21 protein-coding genes are annotated in these 25,045 nt (G+C 65.4%); 9 read left to right on the forward strand and 12 right to left on the reverse strand.

The window, feature by feature from the left end:
• Positions 1–301: 301 nt before the first annotated feature.
• Complete coding sequence (locus tag ACFWZ1_RS10360; RefSeq protein WP_439666356.1) at positions 302–1,051, forward strand: DUF4386 domain-containing protein; 750 nt, start codon at positions 302–304, stop codon at positions 1,049–1,051.
• A gap of 204 nt (positions 1,052–1,255) precedes the next feature.
• Complete coding sequence (locus tag ACFWZ1_RS10365) at positions 1,256–1,753, forward strand: hypothetical protein (protein WP_439666357.1); 498 nt, start codon at positions 1,256–1,258, stop codon at positions 1,751–1,753.
• Between the two features lie 228 nt (positions 1,754–1,981).
• Here the strand turns inward: ACFWZ1_RS10365 and ACFWZ1_RS10370 are convergent, their stop codons facing one another.
• On the reverse strand, positions 1,982–2,422 hold the full coding sequence (locus ACFWZ1_RS10370; RefSeq protein WP_439666358.1) for a winged helix-turn-helix transcriptional regulator: 441 nt from the start codon (positions 2,420–2,422) through the stop codon (positions 1,982–1,984).
• Positions 2,423–2,465: 43 nt separating this feature from the next.
• Here ACFWZ1_RS10370 and ACFWZ1_RS10375 point away from each other — a divergent pair, with 43 nt between their 5' ends.
• On the forward strand, positions 2,466–3,056 hold the full coding sequence (locus ACFWZ1_RS10375) for a hypothetical protein (protein ID WP_439666359.1): 591 nt from the start codon (positions 2,466–2,468) through the stop codon (positions 3,054–3,056).
• Positions 3,057–3,262: 206 nt separating this feature from the next.
• Here the strand turns inward: ACFWZ1_RS10375 and ACFWZ1_RS10380 are convergent, their stop codons facing one another.
• Positions 3,263–5,899: a tetratricopeptide repeat protein gene (locus tag ACFWZ1_RS10380; protein WP_439666360.1), complete on the reverse strand. Its 2,637-nt coding sequence runs from the start codon at positions 5,897–5,899 to the stop codon at positions 3,263–3,265.
• Between the two features lie 221 nt (positions 5,900–6,120).
• Here ACFWZ1_RS10380 and ACFWZ1_RS10385 point away from each other — a divergent pair, with 221 nt between their 5' ends.
• Positions 6,121–6,774: a hypothetical protein gene (locus ACFWZ1_RS10385; protein ID WP_439666361.1), complete on the forward strand. Its 654-nt coding sequence runs from the start codon at positions 6,121–6,123 to the stop codon at positions 6,772–6,774.
• Positions 6,775–6,819: 45 nt separating this feature from the next.
• Positions 6,820–9,771, forward strand: coding sequence for a hypothetical protein (locus ACFWZ1_RS10390; protein ID WP_439666362.1), 2,952 nt, complete (start codon positions 6,820–6,822; stop codon positions 9,769–9,771).
• A 123-nt stretch (positions 9,772–9,894) separates the two neighbouring features.
• On the opposite strand, the gene ACFWZ1_RS10395 is transcribed toward ACFWZ1_RS10390, so the two are convergent.
• The gene (locus tag ACFWZ1_RS10395; RefSeq protein WP_439666363.1) at positions 9,895–10,491 is read right to left on the reverse strand and encodes a nuclear transport factor 2 family protein; all 597 of its coding nucleotides are present in this window, start codon (positions 10,489–10,491) and stop codon (positions 9,895–9,897) included.
• Between the two features lie 489 nt (positions 10,492–10,980).
• On the opposite strand from ACFWZ1_RS10395, the gene ACFWZ1_RS10400 reads away from it, so the two are divergent.
• Positions 10,981–12,096, forward strand: coding sequence for a right-handed parallel beta-helix repeat-containing protein (locus tag ACFWZ1_RS10400; RefSeq protein ID WP_439666364.1), 1,116 nt, complete (start codon positions 10,981–10,983; stop codon positions 12,094–12,096).
• A gap of 264 nt (positions 12,097–12,360) precedes the next feature.
• On the opposite strand, the gene ACFWZ1_RS10405 is transcribed toward ACFWZ1_RS10400, so the two are convergent.
• Positions 12,361–13,122, reverse strand: coding sequence for an alpha/beta fold hydrolase (locus ACFWZ1_RS10405; protein ID WP_439666365.1), 762 nt, complete (start codon positions 13,120–13,122; stop codon positions 12,361–12,363).
• A gap of 273 nt (positions 13,123–13,395) precedes the next feature.
• Positions 13,396–14,016, reverse strand: coding sequence for an energy transducer TonB (locus ACFWZ1_RS10410; protein WP_439666366.1), 621 nt, complete (start codon positions 14,014–14,016; stop codon positions 13,396–13,398).
• Between the two features lie 162 nt (positions 14,017–14,178).
• On the opposite strand from ACFWZ1_RS10410, the gene ACFWZ1_RS10415 reads away from it, so the two are divergent.
• From ACFWZ1_RS10415 to ACFWZ1_RS10425, 3 genes are all read left to right on the forward strand, one after another.
• Positions 14,179–15,399 (forward strand): PQQ-dependent sugar dehydrogenase, encoded by a 1,221-nt coding sequence (locus ACFWZ1_RS10415; RefSeq protein ID WP_439666894.1) that lies wholly within the window; start codon positions 14,179–14,181, stop codon positions 15,397–15,399.
• Between the two features lie 562 nt (positions 15,400–15,961).
• Positions 15,962–17,056 carry a TolB family protein gene (locus ACFWZ1_RS10420; RefSeq protein WP_439666367.1) on the forward strand — a complete coding sequence of 365 codons (1,095 nt, stop codon included), beginning with the start codon at positions 15,962–15,964 and terminating at the stop codon, positions 17,054–17,056.
• An 85-nt stretch (positions 17,057–17,141) separates the two neighbouring features.
• Positions 17,142–18,299 (forward strand): TolB family protein, encoded by a 1,158-nt coding sequence (locus ACFWZ1_RS10425; RefSeq protein ID WP_439666368.1) that lies wholly within the window; start codon positions 17,142–17,144, stop codon positions 18,297–18,299.
• A gap of 116 nt (positions 18,300–18,415) precedes the next feature.
• Here ACFWZ1_RS10425 and ACFWZ1_RS10430 read toward each other — a convergent pair whose 3' ends face one another.
• From ACFWZ1_RS10430 to ACFWZ1_RS10460, 7 genes are all read right to left on the reverse strand, one after another.
• Positions 18,416–19,618, reverse strand: a complete 1,203-nt coding sequence (locus ACFWZ1_RS10430; RefSeq protein WP_439666369.1) for a sensor histidine kinase — start codon at positions 19,616–19,618, stop codon at positions 18,416–18,418.
• Positions 19,619–19,902: 284 nt separating this feature from the next.
• The gene (locus ACFWZ1_RS10435) at positions 19,903–20,718 is read right to left on the reverse strand and encodes a hypothetical protein (protein ID WP_439666370.1); all 816 of its coding nucleotides are present in this window, start codon (positions 20,716–20,718) and stop codon (positions 19,903–19,905) included.
• A 422-nt stretch (positions 20,719–21,140) separates the two neighbouring features.
• Positions 21,141–21,689: a DUF922 domain-containing protein gene (locus ACFWZ1_RS10440; RefSeq protein ID WP_439666371.1), complete on the reverse strand. Its 549-nt coding sequence runs from the start codon at positions 21,687–21,689 to the stop codon at positions 21,141–21,143.
• A 29-nt stretch (positions 21,690–21,718) separates the two neighbouring features.
• On the reverse strand, positions 21,719–22,096 hold the full coding sequence (locus ACFWZ1_RS10445; protein ID WP_439666372.1) for a VOC family protein: 378 nt from the start codon (positions 22,094–22,096) through the stop codon (positions 21,719–21,721).
• 220 nt (positions 22,097–22,316) lie between these two features.
• Positions 22,317–23,270 (reverse strand): hypothetical protein, encoded by a 954-nt coding sequence (locus ACFWZ1_RS10450; protein WP_439666373.1) that lies wholly within the window; start codon positions 23,268–23,270, stop codon positions 22,317–22,319.
• A gap of 158 nt (positions 23,271–23,428) precedes the next feature.
• Entirely contained in the window at positions 23,429–24,067 is a 639-nt protein-coding gene (locus ACFWZ1_RS10455; protein ID WP_439666374.1) for a hypothetical protein, read from the reverse strand.
• 294 nt (positions 24,068–24,361) lie between these two features.
• Positions 24,362–24,961 (reverse strand): hypothetical protein, encoded by a 600-nt coding sequence (locus ACFWZ1_RS10460; protein ID WP_439666375.1) that lies wholly within the window; start codon positions 24,959–24,961, stop codon positions 24,362–24,364.
• Between the last annotated feature and the right edge of the window lie 84 nt (positions 24,962–25,045).

Here is a 25,045-nt window from a genome sequence, read left to right on the forward strand (position 1 = left end):
TCCCGGGAAAGTGAGGGTTCCGGGAACACGGCCACGGAAAGAAAGCGCCGCGCGAAACCTTCCACGGTTGCAAGCGCCACGACAGGTTTCGCCAATCGGCAAGCAGTGGATCGAGCCGCCGAAACGCGCACGCTGTCCGTCCGTTTTCCCTTCTCCGTCCCAGGGCTTTCGGGGTGTCCTTCGGCACGTGCCCGGCTGCCCCATCGATCGATAGCCTGCGTCGCCGACCGCGGGTTGGCGTGCCGGCGACCTCGCGCCCGGGACGGCGCACGGATACAAGTCTCGAACCTTGGAGTTCACGATGGCCACTCCAGCGAATGGAACATCGCCACAGGTCTATGCGCGGATCGCCGGCCTGCTTTACATCGTCCTCATCATCGCCGGCGCGCTCGGGGAGATCTTCATCCGGGGCAGGCTGGCGGTACCCGGTGATGCAGCCGCCACTGCCGGCAACATCCTGGGCTCGCCATCGCTGTGGCGCCTGGGCATCGCCGGCGACCTGGTCATGCACGTGTGTGACGTGTTCGTCATGTGGGCGCTTTACCTGCTGCTACGGCCGGTCAGCCGCAACCTCGCCCTGCTGAACTTGCTGCTCAATCTCATCCAGACGGCCGTGCTGGTGGCCAACAAGATCATCTTGCTGGTGCCGCTGTTCCTGCTGGGAGATGCGGCCTACCCCAAGGCCTTCGACCAGGCCCAGCTGCAGGCCTGGTCGTACCTGGCGATCAAGCTGCACGATTACGGCTTCGGTATCGGGCTCATCTTCTTTGGATGTGTTTGCCTGCTCGAGGGCTACCTGATCCGCACTTCGCGCTATCTGCCGAAGCTGATCGGCGTACTCATGCAGATCGCGGGCGCCTGTTACCTGATCAACAGCTTTGCCCTGCTGCTCGCGCCCCACCTGGAGGCGCGTCTGTTCCCCGCCATCATGGTGCCGTGCCTCCTCGCCGAGCTATCGCTGGCGTTGTGGCTGCTGATCAGGGGCGTGGACGAGGCCGAGTGGCGGAAGCGGGCGGGCATGGGCTCGCCAGCTTCGGCCGTTGGTGTCTGAAACTGCCGCGGCTCAGGTCAAGGCCGCTGCGGCCTGGGCGATCGCCCGAAAAGGGCTTGCCGCTCTGCCCTGTTTCGCCAGCCACTGGTTCGCGCGCGGCAAGGCCGAGGCTGCCTTCATCGAAGTGCAGCGCGTGACTCACACGATCCCAACCGTGGGTTGCGCAGTCTTGGCACACACGCGACGCGCGAGAGGCGGGGCCCGATGGAAATGCGAACGAACCGGAATAGAGACCGCCCTGCACTTCCCGTCAGCGCCGTGGTCACCGGTGCCGTAGCGAGCCTCGCTTCGGTGGCCGCCCTGGCGCTGCTGGCCAAAGCCGAAGGCAAAGGCCCCTTGCAACCCATCAATGCGACGAGCCACTGGCTGCATGGCGAGAAAGCGGCCGGGCGTGACGAGCTCGATGCCAGCCACACGTTGCTCGGCTTCGCGACCCACTACGCATCGGCCGTCTTCTGGGCGCTGCCTTTCGAGTTCTGGCGCGCCAGGCATCGGCCCTCGACCGCGGGCACGCTCTTGCGCGGCGCCTGCATGACATCCGCGGTCGCCGCAGCGATCGACTACGGCGTCACCCCGAAAAGGTTCACGCCCGGATGGGAACTCGTGCTCAGCAAGCGCTCGATGGTGGTGACCTACGCCGCGCTGGCGCTTGGCCTGGCCGCTGGTGCGAAGCTTGCGCAGGCCGTGGTTGGCTGTCGTTGAGCAACGGTGGCAGTGGGCATTCGCGCAGTCCACGCGACACCACCCCAATCCGAACCGAAAACCAACCGGCAAGCTAGCCGGCTGGTCTGGTTGACCACGTTCCCTGATCGGCTTTCGCGAATGCGAAAACTGGCCACGAGATCGGGATACGACACGGTCTCGCGAGCGGGCTTCTGCGTGGACGTCCGCAGCGCCGACGCCGCGATCACTCCAGCTGCCGCCGCCCAGTCACGCGCCTTTATTCCACCCTTGTTCCCCACAACCGAGGGACGGCTCTCCCGCCGTCGGGTGTCCCGCGTGGGGACCACGCACGCGTTCTAGGTGCACCTGGCCCCATACCCTTGCCTGCTCGACCAGCGGTAACACCGACTCGCCGTAACTGCTCAGGCGGTACCGGACCGGCGCTGGCACCGGCCCGATCACGTGGCGCTCGATCAGGCCGTCGGCTTCCAGTTCGCGCAGTTGTTCGGTCAATACCTTGTGCGAGATGGGAGCCACGCGGCGCAGGAGTCCGGAAAAGTGGTTCGGTTCGCGCGCCAGCCAGTACAGGATCGTCAGCTTCCATTTGCCGCCGACCGCAACGAACGCGGCGTGCAGCGGGCAATCGGCGAGCGGATGTGGTTTCGCCAGGAGATACGCACCTCGAGGTGCCGTCTTGTCGCTGTACATGGCTGCCTCTAGCGTTCAGTCACCGACCGCGTTGGAGCATGCCATGCCGAGCCTTTCCCGTGCTTTCCTGCCGTGGCTGGCCGCCTTCGGGCTGCTTTGCCTGCCGGCCCTGCCCCTGTGCGCGCGAGCGGAGACCCAAGCCACCAGCACGCGGGCGCAGACACCCCGCGACGGCCAGCGCGATTTCGATTTCGAGATCGGCACATGGAAAACCCACCTCAAACGCCTGGTGCATCCCTTGTCGGGGTCGCACGAATGGGTGGAATACGAGGGCGTGACCACCGTGCGCAAGGTCTGGAACGGCCGTGCGAACCTGGTCGAGCTGACCGCCGATGGTCCAGCCGGCCACTTCGAGGGGTTGAACCTGCGCCTCTACAATCCCCAGTCGCGCCAGTGGAGCCTCAACTTCGCCAGCAGCCGCAGCGGAACACTGGGCCAGCCGACGATCGGCGGATTCGTCAACGGCCGTGGCGAGTTCTATGACCAGGAGGACTTCGACGGGCGTGCTGTCTTCGTCCGTTTCGTGATCACGCCGATCGACGCGGACACGATCCGCTTCGAGCAGTCGTTCTCCGACGACGGTGGCAAAACCTGGGAGCTCAACTGGCTGGCGACGGATACACGGCTGAAGTAGCAAAGACGAGTAAGAGCCGAGTTCAAGAGTGCCCTGCCCTGCTTTCGGTTTGCCAGGGCCAAGCGACGATCCCTCGATTCCCTTCGCTCATCCATCGGTCCGGAGCGCCCCGCCCGGAAGCATGTCGATCGTCGTGAACGGGCAGCGCGCAGGACCCATCCCCTCGACCGCCCCGAAGATGGGCTCGGAGTCGCGCTTCGGGCTTACTACCCCCCGGTGGCATCCATCGTCGTCGCCGGTGCTGTTGCCGCTTCGCAAGCTTCGTTAATCCGCGCGCTATGGTCGCCTTGCAGCAGCGACCATTGCGCGCGCAGGCAGCGGGCCTTCACACGCATCGGAATCGGTCCGGGATCCTCGCGCGCCAGTCCCTTGTCGAGGACGCCGAACAATTCATTGGCGGCGTCCCGGTCGCCCAAGGTGATCGCGACGCGGATCCAGCGCAAAGTGCGCTCGGCGATGCGGTCGCCCGGGCGGTCGAACACGACTGCCCGGTTGCGCAACGCCGCGTCCAGCCGGGTGTGCGCCTGTTCGCGCATGCCGTCCCCGGCCTCGGCCCAGGCCAGGTTCGCCTCGGCCAGCAGGCGTAGCGGATGATTGGGCCTGAGCGTGTCGCGCCAGGCGTCGAGGAGCGCCTGCTGCATTGCCCTGGCCTCATGCCAATGGCCCTGGCGCAGGCGGATTTCGGCACGCCAGATATTGGGCATCTGTGCCTCCACCCCGCCCTCGCCCTGGGTATGGACGAAGGCGTCGCGTGCGGCGAGCAGGGTCGTCTCCGCGCGTGCGTAGTCACCTGTTTCCACCATCACGCTGCCGAGCGAGTTGTAGGCCCATCCCATCCACGTGCTTTGCGGCCCGGCCTTCCGGTACAGCGCCAGCAGCGCCTCGAAGTGCTGGCGCGCCTCGTCGAATCGCCCGCTGTTGCGCGCGCCGAGCCCGAGCGCCCAGCGCAGTTCGCCAAGGTACTTGCTGTTGCCGGCGAAGGCCGATTGCGCCAGCAGGGGCTGCAGCAGCGCGTGCGCATCAGCGTAATGGCCCTGCTCGGTGCGCAACTGCCCCAGCTTGAGCGACGCAAGCGCCACGTCCGACCCGGTCCGACGGGCGCGGTTCCACGCCGCCATGCACGCCTCTTCGGCACGCGCGAAATCGCTGGCGATGCGGTGGACGTCGCACAGCGCCGTCTCCACGCGGACCAGTGCTTCCTCGTCGTTGCCGGCGCCGCGATAGAGCGCCCGCGCGCGTTCCAGTTCGTCGATGGCTGCGGCATGCCGGTCGCGCGCGAACAGCACCGTCCCGACCATCGCGTGGACCGCCGCGGCTGATGCCGGGTCGTCGCCCAGGCGCTGGTCGACATGGCTCGCCGCACGCTGCACGGCCGCCAGCAGCGTGATGTCGGGCGCGGCGTCCTCGCCGCCATAGGCATCGCCCTGCCCAAGGATGTCGTGGTTCACGAAGGCGAGCACCGCCTGGTGCTGGCGAGCCTGGGTCTCTGCTTCACGCAGCGCGTTTTCGGCCCGGAAGTACATCGCGAGCGCGCCCACCAGGCCAATGCCGGACGCGATCGCCGCGGTCAGCCAGAGGCGCCGCCGGCTGCGTTCGCGCTGCAGCGCCTGCTCGCGGCGTTGCGCCATCACACGGGCATGGCCTTCGCGCTCCCGCTGTTCGCACCGCGATTCCAGCGTGCGCAGGCGCTCAGCCAGCGCGCGTGCATCGAGCTGCCGCCGCTCCGGATTCGACGCGGCGGCCAACGCGATGTCTTCGTGCAGCAGCGGATTCTCGACGTCGCTTTCCCAACCGGGCGCCAGCGGCCGCCGCAGATTTCCCACGACCATCTGGTACAGCAGCACGCCCAGCGCGAACACATCGCTGCGCACCGTGGGTTCCTCTCCCGCGATGACTTCGGGCGCGAGGTACATCAGGCTGCCCGCGCGCGCCTCGCCGCTGCCCAGGAGAGTCAGGGTCAGTCCAAGCTCGGCCAGGCGCGGCGACAGTGCCGCCTCGCCCGCGCCAAGGTCGGACAACACCATGCGATGGCGGCCATCCGCGTCGGGGCACGGATAGAGGTTCTCCGGCTTCAGGTCCTTGTGGATCACGCCGATCTCGTGCAGCCCGGCCACCGTTTCGCAGAGGCTGGCGCACAGCTCCAGGCGCATCGCCATATCCAGCTGGGCCAGGCCGCCATGCGCGGCGGCCCAGTCGGCCAGGTTCCCGTGGGGAAAGTACGGCAACTCGACGAAGAACGGCGGCTGGCGGAGGTTCCAGTCCACCACCAGCGCGACGTCGGGCAGGTCCGCCTTGACCGCGCGGATGTAGCGGGTCAGCGTGATCTCGCGCTTGATGCCGTGCACGCCGGCTTCGCCCTTGGCGAACTTGAAAGCGTGCGCGTCGCCTGACGGCGAGCGGGCAAGAAACGTCACGCCCGAACTGCCCATACCCAGTCGGCGCTCGATCCGCCAGCCGGAACGGTGCGGGACCGGGTCGCCCTCGCGCAGCCGCATCGCCTCGTCGGGAGGCGCGACGAGCGGCGCGCTCGAGGGTTGCAATCGCACCGTTGCCGCCAGGCGGTAACCGTAGCCGTGGACGACGCGGATCGCCTCGCCATCGCCAGCCAGCGCCTGGCGCAGCCGGCTGACCGCCTTGGCCAGCGAGTTTTCCGACACCACGCGTCCGGGCCAGCCGGCGTCCAGCAGTTCGTCCTTGGTGACGATTTCGCCGGCGTGGCGCAGCAAGGCCAGCAGCACGTCATAGCTGCTGCGGTCCAGTTGGACCGGATCGCCGGCGACGTGCAGTTGCGCCGTCGCCTCGTCGAGCACGACCCGGCCGAACCGCCAGGTGCCGGTCCGCACTCGCCCGTCCGGCGCACCCGCCGCCTCTTCCATCCCCGCACCCCGATGCCCCTGATCGGCCGCCAGCTTCAGGCAGTACCGGCCGACCGGCAAGCGGTTTTCAGAAGGTTTCAGAACTTTTCCCCGCCGGGGAAAGACCCGCAGCGGACAGGAATGGCCCACTTCGGCCCACGTGGCGGGCCCGTGCCCTGCGGCGAACTGCGCGACGTGAGGGGGCGCTGGTGTTCCAGGAGATCGACGGACAAGGCAACAACGCACCGCCGCGTTTGCCGGAACTGCTCCGGCGGGCGCAACGGGACCAGTCCGAGCGCATGGAGCAGACCGCCGCCAGAGCCGGGTTCGGGCGCCAGGCCTATCGGGACTGGCTGGCCCTGGAGGCCGATCTCGACAGCCTTTGCGCGGAAGCGATGGATGCGCTGGCCGGCTGGCACGCCAGCGAACCTGGCCTCCTCGCCACCGCGCAGGCATGGGCGGTCGAGTTGCGCGGGATGGCCTGGCTGGCTGCCGTGGACCTGCGCGCGATCGGTGAAGCGCCCTCGCCGCCGCCGCTGCTGCTGGATAAATGGCGCCGCTTCCTCGCCGTCGCCAGCGGATCGCAGCGCGCAGGAGAAGCCCTCGGCGCCATCGCCCTGCACTCGCGCGTGTTCCCGGGGGTGACGGACACGGCGCTGGCGGCCTGGCTCGCCCTGCCATTTGCACGACCCGCTTCGCACTACCTCACGCGTCGCCGGCAGCCCGAGGCCGCCGCCGTGCAAGCCGCCCGCGACCGCCTGCTCGACGCCTACGCCAGCGCCGCTCTGGCCGCCGGCGCGCAACGCGCGGCGGTCTGGGCGCTCGACGCATTCGCCGCCACCCGATCACAACCCCGCGGCTGAGCCGCCGCGGCGTTCTTCAAGCAATACCAACCACAGGGGAAGCACATGAAACACTCGAACCGAAACCGCGATCGCAACCGGATGCTGTCGCCGCTGGCGCTGGCCCTGCTCGCCGCGATATCGGCGCCCGCCTGGGCTGCCGATCCCTCCTGCGTGGACGCCAGCGGTAACGTGATCTCACCCGCGCCGTCCACCAACCAGGGCGTGGAGGAAAACGAAACCGCCTCCGGCGGCGTCCTGGGACAGAACGCGACCTGCAATCCGCAGGCTTCCGCCTACGGAATGTTCAACAACGCCAGCGCCGCCTACAGCAGCGCATTCGGTTACGGCAACGTGGCGAGGAACAGCTACGGCAGCGCGTTCGGCTACGGGAACACGTCCGCCGGCCAGTACAGCAGCGCGTTCGGGTTCAACAACAACGCTCTGGGCATGTTCAGCAGCGCGCACGGCAACAACAGCCTCGCCAGCGCCGACTACAGCAGTGCGTTCGGCTTCAACAATACCGCCGGCGGCCAGCACGCCAACGCGTTCGGGGAAAACAACAACGCCGCCGGCGGGAACAGCGTCGCCTTCGGCCGCAATAACACCGCGACCAACGGCAGCGACACGGCATTCGGCTTCAACAACACCGCCACCGGGTCGTCGAGCGGCGCGTTCGGCCTGGGCAACACCGCCAGCGGCCTGAACGGCACGGCTTTCGGCGGCGGCAACACGGCCAGCGGCGCGCAAGCCAGCGCGTTCGGTTACGCGAACACCGCCAGTGGCGCCAGCAGCGCCAGCGCGTTCGGTTATGCAAACACCGCCGGCGGCCTGCAAAGCAGCGCCTTCGGCTTCAACAACACGTCGAGCGCGGAGGGCGCCCAGACGTTCGGTTGGCGCAACACCGCCTCGGCGGTCGGCAGCGTCGCCGTCGGCGTGCGCGCGGTCGCTTCGGGCCAGAACAGCCAGGCGATCGGCAACTGGGTCGACGCGGACGGCAACGGCGGGGTCACCATCGATCTGGACCTCGATGGAGACGGCACGAACGAGAGCAGCTCCGAGGTCACGACCGCCTCCGCCAGCTTCGCCACTGCGCTCGGCGTCGCGTCGCGCGCCTCGGGCCTGGGGTCCCTCGCGGTGGGCTACGCGAATGTCGCAAGCGGAGGGCAGGCGACCGCAGTCGGCTTGCTCAACACCGCTTCTGGCGACTACAGCAGCGTCTTCGGCAACAGCAATACCGCGTCGACGACCAACTCCGCGGCGATGGGCACGGGCAACGTCGCCAGCGGCACCGAGTCGTTCGCGATCGGCGGCTTCAACGAGGCGTCCAATGCCGGCGCTACTGCCGTGGGCAGCATCAACGTCGCCAGCGGCAGCCGCAGCGTGTCGATCGGCCGCCTGAATATCGCCACCGGCGCGCGCAGCGTCGCACTGGGAGAACTGGGCCTGGCCGGCGGTGACGGCGCGGTGGTGGTCGGCAGCTGGTACGACCGCGACGGCGACGGCGCGGTGACACTGGACCTCGACCTGGACGGCGACGGCACGAACGAAGCCAGCAGCGAGGCCAGCGGCGCGACCGGCAAGTATTCGGTCGTCGTCGGCGGCGGCAACCTGGCCGCGGGCGAGAGCAGCACGGTGATCGGCGTCGACAGCCGTGCGTTCAACATCGGCAGCACCGCGATCGGGTTCGGTGCGGTGGCCGACCGCGACTATGCGGTCTCCGTTGGCCAGGCCGGCGCGGAGCACCAGATCATCCACCTTGCCGCGGGCACCGCGGATACCGATGCGGTGAACCTGTCGCAGTTGCTGCCGATGATGTCCGCACTGGGCGGCGGCGCCAGCTACGCGGGCGGGACATACACCCCGCCGGCATACGCCATCCAGGGGACGAACTACAACAGCGTCGGGGCGGCGTTCGCGGCGGTGGACTCATGGATGACCACGTCGGGCGTCGGCATCGCCGGCGACAGCGCCTACCAGGTCGCCGTCAACAATGGCTTCGTCGGTACCGAAACCGAATGGCTGGCCTCGCTGGTCGGGCCGCAGGGACCGGCGGGCCCGACGGGTGCCACCGGTGCCACGGGTGCCACCGGCGCCACGGGCCCACAAGGCTCCGCTGGCGATACAGGTGCTACGGGGGCGACCGGCGCGACTGGAACCGCGGGCCCGCAGGGGCCGGCCGGTGCCAGCGCCTACCAAGTGGCGGTGGCCGCGGGCTACACCGGTACCGAAGAGGAATGGCTGGCCAGCCTCGGTGGCAGCGGCGGATGCGGGACCCAGGCGATCGCCTGCGGCGACGGCGCGCAGGCATCGGCCGAGGGCGGCGTGGCGGTAGGCCGCAACGCACAGGCGCAGAGCGAAGGCAGCGTCGCGATCGGCGACGGCGCGATCGCGGCGTCCTCGGTGGCGGTCGGTGCAGGCGCGCAGGCGCTGGGCACCAACACCACGGCGGTGGGCGACGACGCACTGGCGTCCGGCGACTATTCGGCGGCCTACGGCAACAACGCGCAGGCCACCGCCGACAACAGCGTCGCGCTGGGCAATGGCTCGGTTGCGGACCAAGCGAACACGGTGTCCGTCGGCGCGTCCGGCAGCGAGCGTCGCGTCACCCACGTGGCTGCCGGTACCGCGACCACCGATGCGGCGAATGTGGGCCAGGTGCAGGCTGGCGACGCGGCCACGCTGAGCGCCTCCAAGGCCTATACCGACACCCGCTTCGCCGCGTGGACCGATGGCCTCGCGCAATTCGAGCAGCAGATCCAGCGGCGCTTCGCGCAGACCGATGCGCGCATCGACCGCGTGGGTGCGATGAACGGCGCCATGGCCGCCGCGGCGATGAACACCGCCGGCCTGCCCGGGCGCAACCGCGTTGGCGTCGGCATCGGCTCCCAGGGCGGCAGGCCCGCACTCGCAGTGGGCTACCAGCATCTGGTTGCGCCGAATGCCAGCGTGTCCCTTGGCGGCGCTTTCTCCGGCAGCGAGCGCAGCGTCTCCGCGGGCGCGGGCTTCAGCTGGTAGCCCGGCATGGTCGCCCGCCTTCGGGCGGGCGGCCACACCGCCGCGGCGGTCTTCACTCATCGGCGGTTCTGCCTATCCGGCAACTGGCGCGCGGCGCGCGCCATGGCCAAATGGCGAAAAGGCTCAGCCGCCGAACTGCTTCGGGATCGGCAAATCCGGGCGCTCGCCCTGCCAGTAGATGGTCACGATCCACCAGCGATGGCCATCGAACAGGAGCTGGATGCTGTTGATGCCGCGCTGGAAAGGCTTGTCGGCCGCCGCATGGCGCGTTTCGTAGGTGCTGAACACCTGGGCGATGTTGCCGAATCGCTGCACCGTGCGGTGTACCTCGTCTTCGAAGAAGCCGATCTCCTTGAGCTTCGGGTCGCCCAGGCGGATGTACTCATCGACGCTCAGCACCCGCGTCGTGGTGACGCCGTCCTCGCCGGTGCGCGTGGGAATCATCCGCGCCCCTGGCGCGAACAACGAACGCAGGCGATCCCAGTCGCGCTGGTGGCCCTTGGGCCCCGAAATCGTGTCGTAGGCCGCTTTCAGTATCGCGTCGATGGATGCCACGTCCGCCGGTCGCGCGATCGGCGTGGGCTGTGTTCCTGCAGTGGCGGTGCCGGATACCGGGACGCTCGACGCGGCGGAGCTCTGCGCGGCGGCCCCCAGGGGAAACGACGCTGCGAGCGTCAGTGCGCACGTCAGAAGCAGCTTGCGGGACGGGATCAGGTTCATGCGCGTACTCCGTTGGGTGTCGGGGTGGGTGGATTTCAAGGTTCCGGCAGTGCGCGACGTCTTCGCGGGCAGCAGAAAACGAACGTCGCCGTCGGCTTCCCATGCCGGCTACGACTTCGATTACCCGCCTCCCTGAAACAGCCGGCAGCGTGGTTTCCGCCTCGGAACGGGCTCTACGGTAAATGGCGCGGCGCTGGCTGACACGCCCTGCCTGGGTGCTCTCCGGCCCGTGTGTGATGTGGTTCCCAACCGCTAGGGGGCGCCTGCAGGGCCATTCGGCACTTTCTGCCAACGGCGTCAAGGATTCGTCACAGCGGCCTTCTGTCGAGCTTGCTCAGGCATGTGACGATCGCGCATTTTTGCCGTGAGCTTCGCGTGACGAAGTCTTTTCCCGACAAAGACCCGAGACCTGCCAAAAAAATGAACGTTTCCCTTAAGAACCAAACGCTTGCGGCGGCCGCTCGCACCTCCGTCACCACGAAGCGCCTCGTGAAGAAGCCGTTGATGCTGGCGTTCGCCGCGCTGGCCCTTTCCGCCGTCGCCGCGCCCTCGTTCGCCGCCGACTGGTGGACTGCCATGCCCAAGCCGGTCATCGGCCAGACCGCGACCATCGACGTGCGTACCACCGGCGCCCTGGGCAACGGCGTGCATGACGACACCGCCGCCATTCAGGCCGCGATCAACGCGCTGCCGACCACCGGCGGCACGGTCACCATCCCGGCCGGCCATTACATGGTCAACGCCACCAAGCCCATCAAGCTGCGCTCGCACACCAGCGTCGTGATGGATCCGCTGGCCACCGTGGAAGTGATCCCGACCAGCGCCAGCCGCTACATGGTGTTCCAGATCTACAACGTAACCGACGTGAGCATCTCGGGCGGCAACCTGATCGGTGACCGCGCCAAGCACATCGGCGACACCGGCGAGTGGGGCTACGGCATCAACATCACGGCCGCGACCAACGTGCTCGTGCAGAAGGTCAACCTCTCCAACTTCTGGGGCGACGGCGTCTGGATCGGCGCCAAGGACGTCAACAAGGTCCACATGCGCTCCAATTACGTGACCGTCGACGGTGTCGTGTCGAGCAACAACCGCCGCCAGGGCCTGTCGATCGGTCCGTCGCAGCACGTCTACATCGTCAACAGCACCTTCCAGGGCACCAACGGCACGCTGCCGGAAGCCGGCATCGACATCGAGCCGATGACCGAAGGCCAGACCAACGCCGTCCGCCTCGAGAACAACACCTTTGCCGACAACCACGGCAACGGCATCGAGCTGCACACCAACATTTCCGACATCGCGATCGTCGGCAACACGCTGAAGGGCAACTACGGTTTCGGCGCGATGGGCATCGGCGCCGGCTACGTGACGTTCACCGGCAACTTCGCGACCCAGAACGGCCTGGCGGGCGTGCGCCCGAGTGGCAAGTCGCACGACTGGCTGATCACCGGCAACACGCTCAAGTACAACAGCACCCGCTACATGTCCGCCACCAAGGAAGGCGGTTCGCTGAGCCGCGACATCCAGTTCAGCAAGGGCTGCTACAACATTTCCGTGTACAGCAACCTCTACTCGAACACGAAGTACGACACCTACACCCGTTAAGCATCACCCGCTGTGTACTCCCCGGGGCAGCCTCATGGCTGCCCCTTTTTTTGTCTCTCGCTTATCGATCCGGCCTGCGGGGGTGGTCTTGCCGCCCGCTTCGGCGCTCGCGCACTACCGATCCCTGCAGGGCGTGCCATTACGGTCGCCATCCCTTGACGTGGATGGGGCATTACCGGGGAATGCGCCTCGGCGCACGGCTTCTATTGCAGGCAACGATGCGGCTATCGCAACGAAAAGCTGGCGCTGGCGGGCCAGTACTGCCTATCCCTGCGTAACCGAAGCCGCGGCCTTGCGAATCACGTCGATCACGACATCGGGTTGCGAAAGCATCGGTACATGGCTGCTTGCGACCTCGGTGACGGTCGCTCCCATGCGGCTGGAGACCCAGCGCTGGAGATCCGGATGTACGGTGTGGTCCTCGGTCGCCAGCACGAACCAGCTCGGCTTGGTTTTCCAAGCGACGTCGTTCTTGCCGAGCTTCTGCTGCTGGAACAGGTCCGCGACCGGCGCATAGTGCGTGGCCCAGACAAGCTTCTGGTCTTCCTCGGACAAATCACCGGCAAAGAATTCCGTGCCGTTCGGAAGCATCCAAGCGCGCCCGTCCGCGACTTCGACACGGCTGAAGATGTCCGAAGGATATTTGTCGAGCTGGTCTTGCACGGTCTCGCCGGCATCAGGCGCGACGGCTGCAATGTAGACAAGGCCGACGACGCGCTCGTCGACGCCAGCGCCCGTGATGGTGGCACCGCCATAGGAATGGCCGACCAGAATGACGGGACTGCCAACGCGGTTGAGGGTGCGCTTGACCGTCGCGAGGTCTTCCTCGTAGCTGTCCAGTCCGTACTGGACCGCGATCACCTCATGACCGTCGGCCTGCAGCGGCGGGATCACCTTGCTGAAACACGAGCCGTCCGCCCAGATGCCATGGCAGAACACGATCGTCGGCTTGGACGCGGGAGACATTGCCTTCTCCTTGATCGATTCGATGGCGGGGGCTTCAGCGGGGCCTTTCAGCCCGAGCACGGGGGCAGTCCGCATTACGCCCCGCCTCGTGCAGCCGGCGTGTAGACCGCCAGGGAGTGGCGGGAACGAAAGCGTCAGGTTCCCTTGGCCCGGGAAGCGGCACGTCAAGGCATGCACGCATGCGTGCTGCAGCCCTTCTCCGACGGCGTATAGCGGGCCAGGGAAGGAGGGGCGGTTCAAACGAACCTGCCCCATTTCGATCAAGTCGGAGCGATGTTCGACTCCGCTCCGACTACACCTTCGTCCCGTTGTCCGCGGCCGGACTTTTTTTGATCAAGCCGAAGGGGCGATGTAGAGCCCCAGAAAGCACAAAAAGAGACCGCCCAGCACTACAGCCAGGGTGCGCTTGGCGACGGACCAATGCACGGCAACGAAAATCGGGTAGGTCACGATCCAGACCGCAACCATGCCGGAAAGCCAGAGGATCGAACGGCGCTTGGCCAGAACCACCGACCAAACGAACCCGATCAGCCAGACCGCAGTTCCGAGCAGACACAGGAGTGCGCCGCCCAGGCTGGCGACCGACGGTGCCGTCATGGCGCCCTCCTGCCTATCAAGCCGAAAGGCGACAGGCACCCGGATCGGCTGCGCCACCGGCTCGCCCTTCCTTGTGGCAGGCCGGAACGACCAGTGGGCAACGCTTCGGAGCGCCGCCTCGTCCAGCAGCGGATGGCCACTGGATGCGTGCACTCGCACATCGCGCGCCCGCCCGCTCGCGTCCACCTCCAGGGCAACCATGACGGTGCCTTCCTCGCCGGCCGAAACCGCAGCGGGAGGGTATTCGACGGGCGATTGAACCACCGAAGGCAAGGTGGCGTCGGTGGCCGTCTGCGCCCAAAGAGGCAGGCACGCCACCAGCAACAAAGCGACGAGCGCCCATGCGCGGACCATCATCGATAGGCTCCAAGCCGGAACGAGAACGTACGGTAGTGAAGCAGAGCGAGGGACGAACACGAAAGGGGCGCGGGGCCGTTTTTCTTCCGGTCGGGCCCGTCACACCACCGCGGCAGCCTGACACTAAGATGTTTCAGGTCGTTCAAAGAAGGAAGCGTGCAGATGATGAAGCTGGCAACCGGGGGCATTCTTGCGGCCCTGCTGACGTGCGCCGTCCATGCGCAGACCAACGCGGGGGAACAGGAAACCGATCCCGGCCTGCCCTTTACCATGACGAAGGTGGCGAGCTTCGATCTACCCTGGCGCATCGCGTTCCTGCCCGATGGCCGCATGCTGGTGACCGAGAAGGTCGGCCGCGTCGCCCTGGTTACCCCGCAAGGCGCCAAGACCGAGATCGCAGGCGTCCCGCCCTCCTATGTGGAAGGCCAGAACGGCATGCTGGGCGTCTTCCTCTCGCCCCATTACGCCACCGACCACAATGTCTACCTCACCTATGTCGCCCCGGGCGAGTATGGCGGCGGCCTGACGCTGGGCCGCGGGCAGCTCGTGCTCGATGGCAAGCAGCCTCGCCTCGACGGCTTCAAGGTGCTGTGGCGACAGATGCCGACCGGCAAGGGCGGCCAGGCCGGCGCCCAGATCGCCTTCTCGCCGGATGGCAAATATCTCTTCCTCACGGTGGGCGACCGCCAGCGCTTCACGCCCGCGCAGGATCCCGACCAGCCGGCAGGCAAGATCCTGCGTCTGACGCTGGACGGCAAGCCCGCGCCCGGCAACCCGTGGGCAGGCAAGGTCGGTGCGCGCACCATTCCGTTGATTGACCCTGCCGAGGACACGGAGAAAGCCAAGACCGCGCCGGTGGTCAGCACCTATACCTTCCCCGGGCCCAACCTGACGCCGGCCGAAACCTGGGCCACCGGTGTCCGCACACCGTATGGCCTCGCCTTCGCACCCGACGGCCGGTTGTGGGAAGTCGAGCATGGCCCGCGCGGCGGGGACGAACTCAACCTGATCCAGCGTGGCAAGAACTACGGCTGGCCGCTGGTCTCCTATGGCGTGAACTACAACGGCGTGCCCATCCCCAATCCTGACACGCGCCCCGACCTCGCCAAGCCGGTGATCTACTGGGTGCCGGTGATCGCACCGGGCAACCTGATGTTCTACAAGGGCAACGTTTTCCCGCACTGGAAAGGCAGCGCCTTGATCAGCGGACTTGCCGCCGAGACCATCGTTCGCGTCACGTTCGACGGCAAGGGCGGAGCCACCGCCGTCCAGCGCTGGAACATCGGCAAACGCGTCCGCGATATCGAAGAAGCGCCGGACGGCTCGCTCTGGATGCTGGAAGATGCCGCACCGGGCGGCTTGTACCACCTCATGCCGAAATAATCGGCAATCGAGATAGCCTCTCGAACTTGCTCCTTTGTAGAGCTGAACCACCACCTTGGCCGAGGGTCAGGTTCATTTATCAACTCGGGAAAACGACCTGATCCCTTTTCTTCTGCAGCAACTTCTACTCGAACACCAAGCACGACACTCACACCCGTTAAGCGTCACCGACTAGGCGCTCCCAGGGGCCGCCTGAGGGCTGCCCCTTTTTTATTTCCGCTCGCCTATCGATCCGCTGCTCTTGCAACAGTGGACTGACGTGCCTGCTCGCCTCGCAGATGCTTCGGACGGACCTGTCCGCGCCGTTGCATTCGCTGGTCGCGTGAGAAAGGCATGGTCTTTTGAAGCCGGGCGGAGCGCGAACCGGGCCACGCGTCTGTCGGGCGCGAACCGCTCAGCGTGCTGATCCTGAACAAATGCAGAGCGCTCACGAAGGCTGAAGCAGTATTCCGCGCCGCAAAAAACTACGTGGCGATCGAGCCCAGCAGAAGAGCCCGCATGCGCGGGGCCGGACCAGACCGCTCGAACCGAATCAGGGGGATTACCGCTGGGAGGTTCAGCCATGAAAACCCACAAGCGTGTCGGCTCGATCTGTGCCCTCCTGCTCACTGCCTTGGGCGCGCCACCCGCCGACGCCCAGAGCTCGACTGCCGCTGTCCTTTTTTCCCGCACGCAGTACACCCAGGACAACCGGATCGACAGCATCAGCATCTTTCGCACCGATCCCCAGGGTCTGCGTACGATTCGGCTCACGCCCCGCATATCGGGCTACCAGTTCAAGCTCGGCGGCTGGTCGCCGCAAGGCACCGGCATCGTGTACGAGCTCGTGCGCAACGACCGTCCCGCAGGCCAGTCGCAGCTCTACGTGATGGACCGCCAGGGTGGCGGCGTCCGGCAGGTTACCCATGGCCAGGGCAGCCACAGCATGCCGGTGTGGGGCCCCGGCGGCATTGCCTATGCCGAAGGGCGGTGCCTGGCGTTGGTGCGTGGCGATGGTGAGAACCAGCATGTCCTCTTCTGTCCGCCCGACGACCACCTGTTGCGCCGGCCGCAATGGACGACCGACGGCACGAGCCTGCTCATCCAGGCCGGCCATCGGGGCGGGCCCCAGGGTCCCATCTACCAGACGCTGTGGCGCGTAAACGCGAGTACGGGTCAGGCGACGCGTCTGTTCCGTCTCGAGGACGAGCAGCACACACAACAACCCAAGTTCAGTTTCTCTCCGACGCGTGAGGAGGGGATGCTCTGGGGTGGTGGGTGGCCGGCCCTCCGCGTCACGTTCAGCAATGGCTACTTCTGGTCGTACAACTCCGAGGGTTACGGGTTCAAGTACGCGCCGGGCGGCAATCGCGTCGCCTTCGGCGGGTATCTGGTCCTGCCCGATGGAACGGGCTTCTCCAACCTGTACGTATCCGACCGGCGCGAAGGTTCCGACACGCATCAGCTCAGCAGGAACTACAGCAATCCGGACATCCACTGGGTCCCCGTGCAGTGGTCCAGGGATGCCCAATACGTGCTGGCGATCCGGCGCACGCTCAACGCGCAACGCTCGCTCCCTCCGGTGAAGCAGGAGTTGCGAATCGTTGAGGTTGCCACGGGCAGACAGACCCGCCTCCCGGACGGAGAGGCCATCGAGGGAGCCTGGTTTCAGCCCTGAGCCGGCCGCGCCCGCGGTGCCGACGTGCACTGCCACGGCATCGCGGAAACAGATCGCCATGAGCAGATCGCTTCAGGAGAAACACATGAACAGACATCACCATCCGAGCCTCTGGGGGCTTCTCGGCCTCGCGCTGCTGAGCACTCCGCTTCTGGGGCAGAGCCCCCTGCCACAGGCTTCTTCGCCCTCCACCGCCGCCATCGCTTTTTCCCGCACGCAATGGCGCACGTACAACCAGATCGACAGCATCGGCATCTACCGCACCGATCCGCAGGGTCTGCGCACGGTGCGACTGACGCCGCAAACATCCGGCGTCCAGTACAGGCTCGGCGGCTGGTCGCCCAGCGGCAACAGCATCGTCTACGAACTCTTCCGTGAGGACCGGCCGGGCCGCTCGCAGCTCTATGCGATGGACCGCGAGGGCGGCAGCGTGCGTCAGATCACCCAAGGCACGGGCACCCACAGCATGCCGGCATGGGGCCCGGGCGGCATCGCCTATGCGGAGGGCCCCTGCCTGGCCCTGGTGCGCGGCGATGGCGAAGGCCAGCACGAGTTGTTCTGTCCGCCGGAAGACAGCCTGCTCCAGCCTCCGCAATGGATGGTCGACGGCACGAACATCCTCATCCGGACTGGCCACTACGAGGGCAGCCTGGAGCCGGTGCTCCTCAGTTCCGCCTGGCGCGTGGATTCGCGCACGGGCCAGGCTTCACTGCTTGCCCACTGGCCGCCCATTCGCATCAGCACCAGCGCCTCGCGTGTCCAGCCCCAGGCAGCCGAACCCCAGCCCGACGAGCTGTACTTTTCCCCGACCGGGCGCGAGGCGCTGCTGTTCCGTGACCCCGAGATCCAACCCAGCGTCTACAGAGTCGACCTCGCCACCGGGGCCTTCAGCGCGTATCCCATCGACGGCTACTCGTTCGTGTATTCGCCGGACGGCGCGCGCGTCGCGTTGGGCGGGCATACCACCATTCCCGGATACATCGATTTCGCCAACGTATACGTGGCAGGTCGCCTCGGCGACAACCTTCGCCAGATCACGAGGAACTACAACAACACGACGATAAGCTGGCTGCCCGTGCAGTGGTCCAGGAACGGTAGGCGACTACTGGCCGAGAAGCTCGTCTACACCGGGGATCCGATCGTCCACCCGCGGCACGAGCTCCACATCCTCGACCTCGACACCGGCGCCCAGGTACGCCTGCCGGATGGCGAGGGTGGACCGGGATCCTGGTTCCAGCCCTGAGCGCCACGGGGCTACTCGGAGGAGCGGAACGGGGGCAAGTTCACTTCCATGCGCCATGTAAGTGCATTCGGAAAAAAGAACCTGCCCCCTCTCTTACAGATTCGGAAATAGGACGCTCACTGGGCGAGCGCTGCGATCGGCAGTTCCATTTGAAGGACCAAACCCGACGGTCGCCAGTCGTGCCGAAGCGAGCCGCCCAGTTGCCGGGTCACCGAGTTCAACACCAGAGTTGCGCCGAATCCCGACCGCTCAGGGTTGCCCTCGATCCGCGGTCCTCCGTTCTCGGTCCAACGCAGGAACAGGCGTTCGCCCTCTTCGCGCCAGTCGATGGCGACACGGCCGACCTCGGTGGAGAGCGCGCCGTACTTGGCGGCGTTGGTCGCCAACTCGTGGAAGATGAGCGCGAGAGCCGTCGCGCTGCGCGGGCCGCAAACGAGCGGCGTGCCGGAGAGGGCGCAACGCGCGGGTCCAGACTTTGCTTCGTGCGGCTCCATGATGTCGCGGATCAGGTCCTCCAGATCCGATCCGCTCGGGGCCGCCTGCGACGAGGCAAAGCCGCTGCGCACCCGCCCGTGGGCGCGCTGCAGCGCCCCCAGCCGCCCGAGCAGCGTGTCGGCCAGTTCGCTTGCGCTGCCTGCATGGCGCGCACTCATGCGGACCAGGCTGTGGGTCATCGCGAAGAGGTTCTGGATCCGGTGGTTCATCTCCCGGGTGAGCATTTCCTGCTCGTCGAGGGTCTGGCGCAGGTGTTGTTCGCTGCGCACCATGCGCAACGCGATGTCCACGAACGAGGCGAACTCGGTCAGGACGCGGGCATGCTCCCCATCGAAGTACCCGTTGCTATCGGCGACCACCCACAGCGTGCCCAGCGGCGACTCGTTTCCGACGTAGAGCGGCACGAGCAGCACCTCCGGCAGCGACAGCCCCGCTTCAACCAGCCAGTCGTAGACCTTTTCCGGGTTCTGCGCGAGCACCGGGGCGCGCTGGTCGAGCGTGATGCCGCAAGGGCTGTAGTCGCGGGGCGCAAGTCCGCCGTCAAACGGCTCCAGCAAGCCGCGGAGAAAACGCCAGCGGAATGCGCCGGGCGTCGATGCCTCGTCGTAGAGGCTCAATCCACCGGTGACCGCTCCCGTCGCTTCCAGCGCGAGATCGACCAGCCGGGGAAGCAGCTCGTCGGGACAACCGGCCATGCGCGCCGCCAGGTCCTGGAGCGCGGCCTTCTCGCGCCGGTAGTCGACCTTGCGGGGAACCCGGGCATACAACTCGGAGGTAATGAAGACCTCCGTGTTGGCAGCTTGCTCGGCAGGCGACGGGTACATGCCTTCTCCCTTGTCGGTCGTGGCGGAACGATGAGTGACAGGCGACCCATGGACGACCCGGGATTCTCCACCGATGCGCGCGTCGCCACGGGAGCGGCGCACGCATGACGGTGTGGCCGATGGAACCATGCAAGGGGAACATCATCGGCACTTAGGGCGCAGACCACAAGGAAATCCGCGTGTCACTTCGCCAGCGAGAGGACGCTTACCGCGCGTGGTAAGTGGACCCGACCCCGTTTCTGCTTGCCCCCCAGAGAAAAGTGCACGATCTCTGTTCTCCGGCGCTAGTCCACCCCGGTCCGGACACCTTCGTCTGCATCCACGGAAGCCGGGGCTGCGACGACCCGCACGTGACCCTTTCGTCTGAGGAGGAACCATGCGGCTCCCAGCGGGAAGGCGGCGGACAGTACCCAGGGGCCGTAAGGGGAACGGACAGCGCTTGCCCCGAGAAGCAGGAAGGACAGGGGGCGGAATTCCCATGCACCGGACGTCCAGTTGATGGACAGCGAACACACGCCGAAGAGGATGAAAAGAATCCAGGGCCACTTGCGTCCCCGCATGGGCGTGCGGATACAGATCACAAGGGCATACAGACAGAAGAGCGGGACCAGCACCGCAGCCACGAATACGACGTACTGCAAGGCGCTCCTGCCCGCGAGCGAGAAGCGGTTGATGGCCTCCAGCGAGCTGTCGATCGGCTTTACGTTCAAGCCGATGATCGTCTGCGCAGCACCTTCCCTCTTCACCGCGGCGTTGATCAACAACCACTTGTCCGGGTATTCGTATTCGTAGGTGTAGTTGCTGCTGTGCACACCGGCGCCATCGGACGTCCTTACGCCGACGACCTTCACCGACAAGGGCGGCTTGGCGGGCACCAGAGACGCCATCGCCACCAGCGCATCATGAACCCCCGGCGCCTTTATGGAGGGGTCGAGGTCCCTCTCGATGGCGCCGTAGTCATGATTACGGAGCAGTTCGATGTAGTGCGCCGCAACCTTCTCGTCAGCCGGCGAACTGAACGCGGCGATCATGCGCGACCCGTCACAGCTCGCGACGAGAAGCAAGCAAAGCAGCCCCAACACGGCCTTCGAAAGACGCATACGTTCCCCCTGTCCGTAGACAACAACTAACTCCCTCGCCAACGGGGTCAGAGTCGACTTCCACGAACCAGCTAGAGAAAGTGCACTCCGACCCCGTTTCTTGCTTAACCGGCTCCCTATCGCTTCTCGGCCTTTTTTGCAGCCTTCTCAGCCTTCTTCTCCTTCGGTGTCTTCAGCGGTTTCTTCTTGTCGCTCTTCTTCTGATCCATGCCTTTCATAAGTGCGCTCTCGCTCGGTTTGTTGAGTGGGTTGAATGTTTACGAAGCAGCCGACAACGGGAACCCGACCACTTCCTCGGGGCTGTGATCTGAAGCTGATCAAAGATCTGGTCAGAATCAACTTTAAAAGTGCACTCTGACCCCAGCCTCAGTCATGCCCGCTCTTAATAAAAAGGGATCTGACCCCATTAGTTCCTGTTGATCTCACCAGCGCAGGGCCACCCCCTCTGACGCCCCATGCCTGGTCTGCGCATCGAGCCGAATACCAGCAGCGTCCGCACGCTGCATGATCCCCCTCCCCTTCGCCTGCAAGAAGGCGTTGAGGTGGTCGCAGGAGACGTCGGTAGGGTGTTCACGCATCAACGCCACCAACGCCTCGGCCGCGGTGCGGGCTATCTCTGCGTGCTCACCCTCGTGATGGCGCATCGCTCGCTCGAGGTCATGCCACTTGGCCACCACGGTGTCGGACGTGCCAGGTGGCGGCGTCCACGACGGCAGGGTCGTGGTGATGATCAGCGACACCTTGGGGTGGACAAGCATGCAGCGACCGCCCACGTCTTTCACATCGAAATTCCAGGTCAGCTGCGGCGCGGTGTATGCCCAATAGCGGTTACCCCCGCTTGCGTAGCCTTTCGTATTCATCTGTGCGACCAGCGCCGGCTCGTTCCGACCTTCGATGGCGTAGTAGCGGACCTCCTCCCGAATGACCGGGGCCGGAATGGCTGGTGGCGGTAGCGGCGGCGCGGCGAACATGCAGTGTGCGTCCGGTTATCGCTGCAAGGTCAGACGCTGTTTATGTGAAGCACGTTGCCATCCGGATCCTTGAACCAGATGGCAGCGAAGCCGTCGGATATGTGGACGCCGCGGTCGATTCGCATCCCCAACGCAGGATATTCCTCGAGCGTCACGCCCTTCGCGCGCAACGCCTCGGCGATGGTCTCCACATCTTCGCCGCCATTCCAGGCAACGGCATTGCCCGAGCCTGGCCGCACGTTTTCGGATCGGTAGACCACGAGGTAGCTGTCGCCCGTGCGGTACCTCAGCACGTCCTCCATGGCCTCCTCGGCCAGTTCCAGGCCGAGGATGTCGGTGTAGAACGCGCGAGCGCGTTCGAGGTCGCTGACCGCGACGATGGCGTTCGACGTCTTACCCTGGAGCATGGTGCTCTCCTCCCCACGGCGGGAACACCGCGGCGCTCCATAAGGTTGCGCGCGTGCCGTTACAGGGGCGTCACAGCCGGACGGCGCAGGCTCGAAACAGGGTCGGAGTCGACTTTGCACAAAGCGCCTGTCACGAACGTGCACTCTGATCTCGACTCGCGATTGAAAGACCCAAGGCGCTGAGCGTGCGGGGCCATAATTGCCTCCGTCCCCATAAGTGCTACTTCAGTTCTGCAGCTGCGGGCACGGAGGCTGGCTTCGCGGGTTGCGTGTCCCCCGAAGCATACTGCCCGACCTGCAGGGTAAACCGTGCTTTTTGTCCGGACGGCATCGCCGCTGGATCGACGTACACCTGAATCGCGTAATTCGTCGCCGCCGCAACCGATTCGGACCAGGTGTTCACCCCGGTCACGCTCGTGTCGACCAGCTTTTTGTCATGGGTCTGGTCGGTCACTCTGAAGTGCAATTCGGGATTGCCCGAGACGAGATTGACCTTGACTGTCATGCCGGCCGCGATGGCAACGGTGAAGTTGTAGACAGGAGCCCCGGAATCCAGCACCCCATCCCGCTGCGCCCATGGCTTGCCAGCTTCGAACGTCACGGCGGTCGCCGGCGATTGCATGTCTTCGGCTCCGTATTGCCCGATCTGCAGCGCGAATTTCGCGCTTTCGCCGGATTTGATCGCGGCAGAATCGATATAGACCCGGATCGCATACGTGGTGGCCGTCGGGTTCGGTGTTGACCAGGTGGACTCACCTGTCTTGCCGGTATCCAGCACCACCTTGTCCTGGCTCTGATCTTTCACTTTGAAAAACACGTTGGGATTACGGCTCAGGAGGTTGAGCTGCAACGTCTTGCCCGCCGCGACCGCAACCGTGTAATCAAGCGAGTCGTCGGAATGGGTGAGGTTGCCGACTTCCTGTGCCCAGACACTGTTTGCCGCGAAGGTGACTGCGGTGGGCGTATCGGCGAGTGTGGGCTGCGACATGCAGGCAGCGGCCAGGCCGACACTCACGACTAGGGCGCGGCGGAGAAAGTAGAAACGCGGCATGTGGAATTTCCCGTGGTTTGGATTTCGCTTTTGAACGCTTCGACGATCCCCGCCCTGCGTCGGCGCAGCCGCGCCGACGCTCCTTCCTTGTGCATGACCATCCTCATCCCTGATCAGCGCCATGTGCGGCACCATACGCCTACTTCGTGCGACTCGCCATATCCATCAAAAACAAAATAAGGGGTTCTGACCCCGTTATTTTTCAAAACTGTCTCCGGCAAACAGAGAAAGGAGTCAGGTTCATTTACCAACTCAGAAAATGAACCTGACCCCTTTTCTGCTTAATGGGCTTTTTGTCGGCCCTTGGTGTCGAAGAGGTCGAGCGCAGCACGGTCGCCCTGGGTCCCCAACTGCACCGCGAAGCTTCCCGAGTCGTGTTCGTAATTGGCGACAAAACCGGCAAATCCGCTTGAGTCGTCGACGAGCAAGCCGACGGCGTCCGCAGCGGGTGGAGCGCGATCCAGCGCAATCACCGCTCGTCGCGCGCCTGCAACGTAGCCTGCCCCACCGCGCTCGTTGCCGACGGCATCGTAGATCGTCAGGGAGTAGCTGGCCTCGCTGCTGATGCGGGGGACTACCTTTCCGTTCTTCACGAGCGCGGGTGTCTGGCCGATCGCGAGGCGCCGGTGGCCCTGTGGGTCGAAATAGGTGATGGCGCCGGCCGCATTCGGTACATCTGCAGGTGACGTGGCGGACGCGCCCATGAGGATCCGTGTTCGCCCGTCATCATCGACGATGACAAGTCCGCGGGTGCGGAGGGGATCTGTCCGGGGAAGCGCAAGCCACACTGCCCCGATGGCTACCGCCATCGCGAGCAAGAATCCAATGCCAAGCCATCTCACTCTGCGCTGCAGTCGAAACCATTCCTCATGGGTGAACGGCGCACCTTCCATGTCGTATTCCTCCAGATTGTCCAGCAACGAGGCCGCCGCAAGGTAGATCCAGACCGAGCGTCGGAATCAACGTCCTATCGTACTTGGGGCACTTAGACCGATGGAGCTTAATTACCTCCGTCCCTTTTTGGCAAACAAAGGGGTCAGGCTCATTTAAATATGCGGGAAAATGAACCTGACCCCTTTTTTTGTTAGACCCGGTAACCCGCGAGCTGCGATCGGACCAGACGCTGCCGGCGCATAACTGAGAAAAGAAAAAACGGCTCCAACAATAGGTGTCAGGTTCATTTTCGAGGCTGGAAATTGAACCTGACCCCTTTTTTAGAATAGCTGACCGATCCTATTGAGAGCTACGGTGACGAGCTCTTCGATCTTCGGAATGGCTCGCCTAACCTTTTCAACATCAACTACGATGTCACGCGATTCTGGGTGAGTCCGCTGCATCGACTTCCAGTCAAGAAGCTCGCGCCGCGCCATTTGCATTTCCGCAACCAAGTCCGTCACCACGTCGGCAGCAGCTCCCAGCTCGTGAATGCGGCCGCGCATTTCCGCCAAAGAGCTCGGTATTTCGAGGAGTAGTTCCACGTTTTGATGAAACATGGCCTGATCGGAAATGTCGCCCTGCCCAATCAACCTGTCTATGTCTTGCTGGATGGCGTGAAGGTCGACCATCACCACCGTCGCTAATGCGCGAGCGATTCGTTTTTCGCGTATTTCAAGAAGCCGGCGGTCCTCCTCCCTCTCTTCACGGCGAAGACTCGCCTCGTGACGCCGATCGCGACTTGCAATCCATATCGCCACACATATTGCCAATATGCTACCGATCGCTTGAACCCAGCTCGACAGTCCAGGGTGAATCTCGAGCCAATCGAAAAAACCTTGAGGCAGCGCCAAATTCAAATTCCGCTCTGCGTTCCACATGCAGTCGCCCCTCTTTAACCTGCAGACCGCGGAACGTGGTAGCCAAGGAACGGGCTCTGGCTCCGCTACCGGTTGAACCCCTTT

It is taken from the genome of Frateuria sp. GZRe14 (genome assembly GCF_051900395.1).
Taxonomy (GTDB): domain Bacteria; phylum Pseudomonadota; class Gammaproteobacteria; order Xanthomonadales; family Rhodanobacteraceae; genus Frateuria_A; species Frateuria_A edaphi.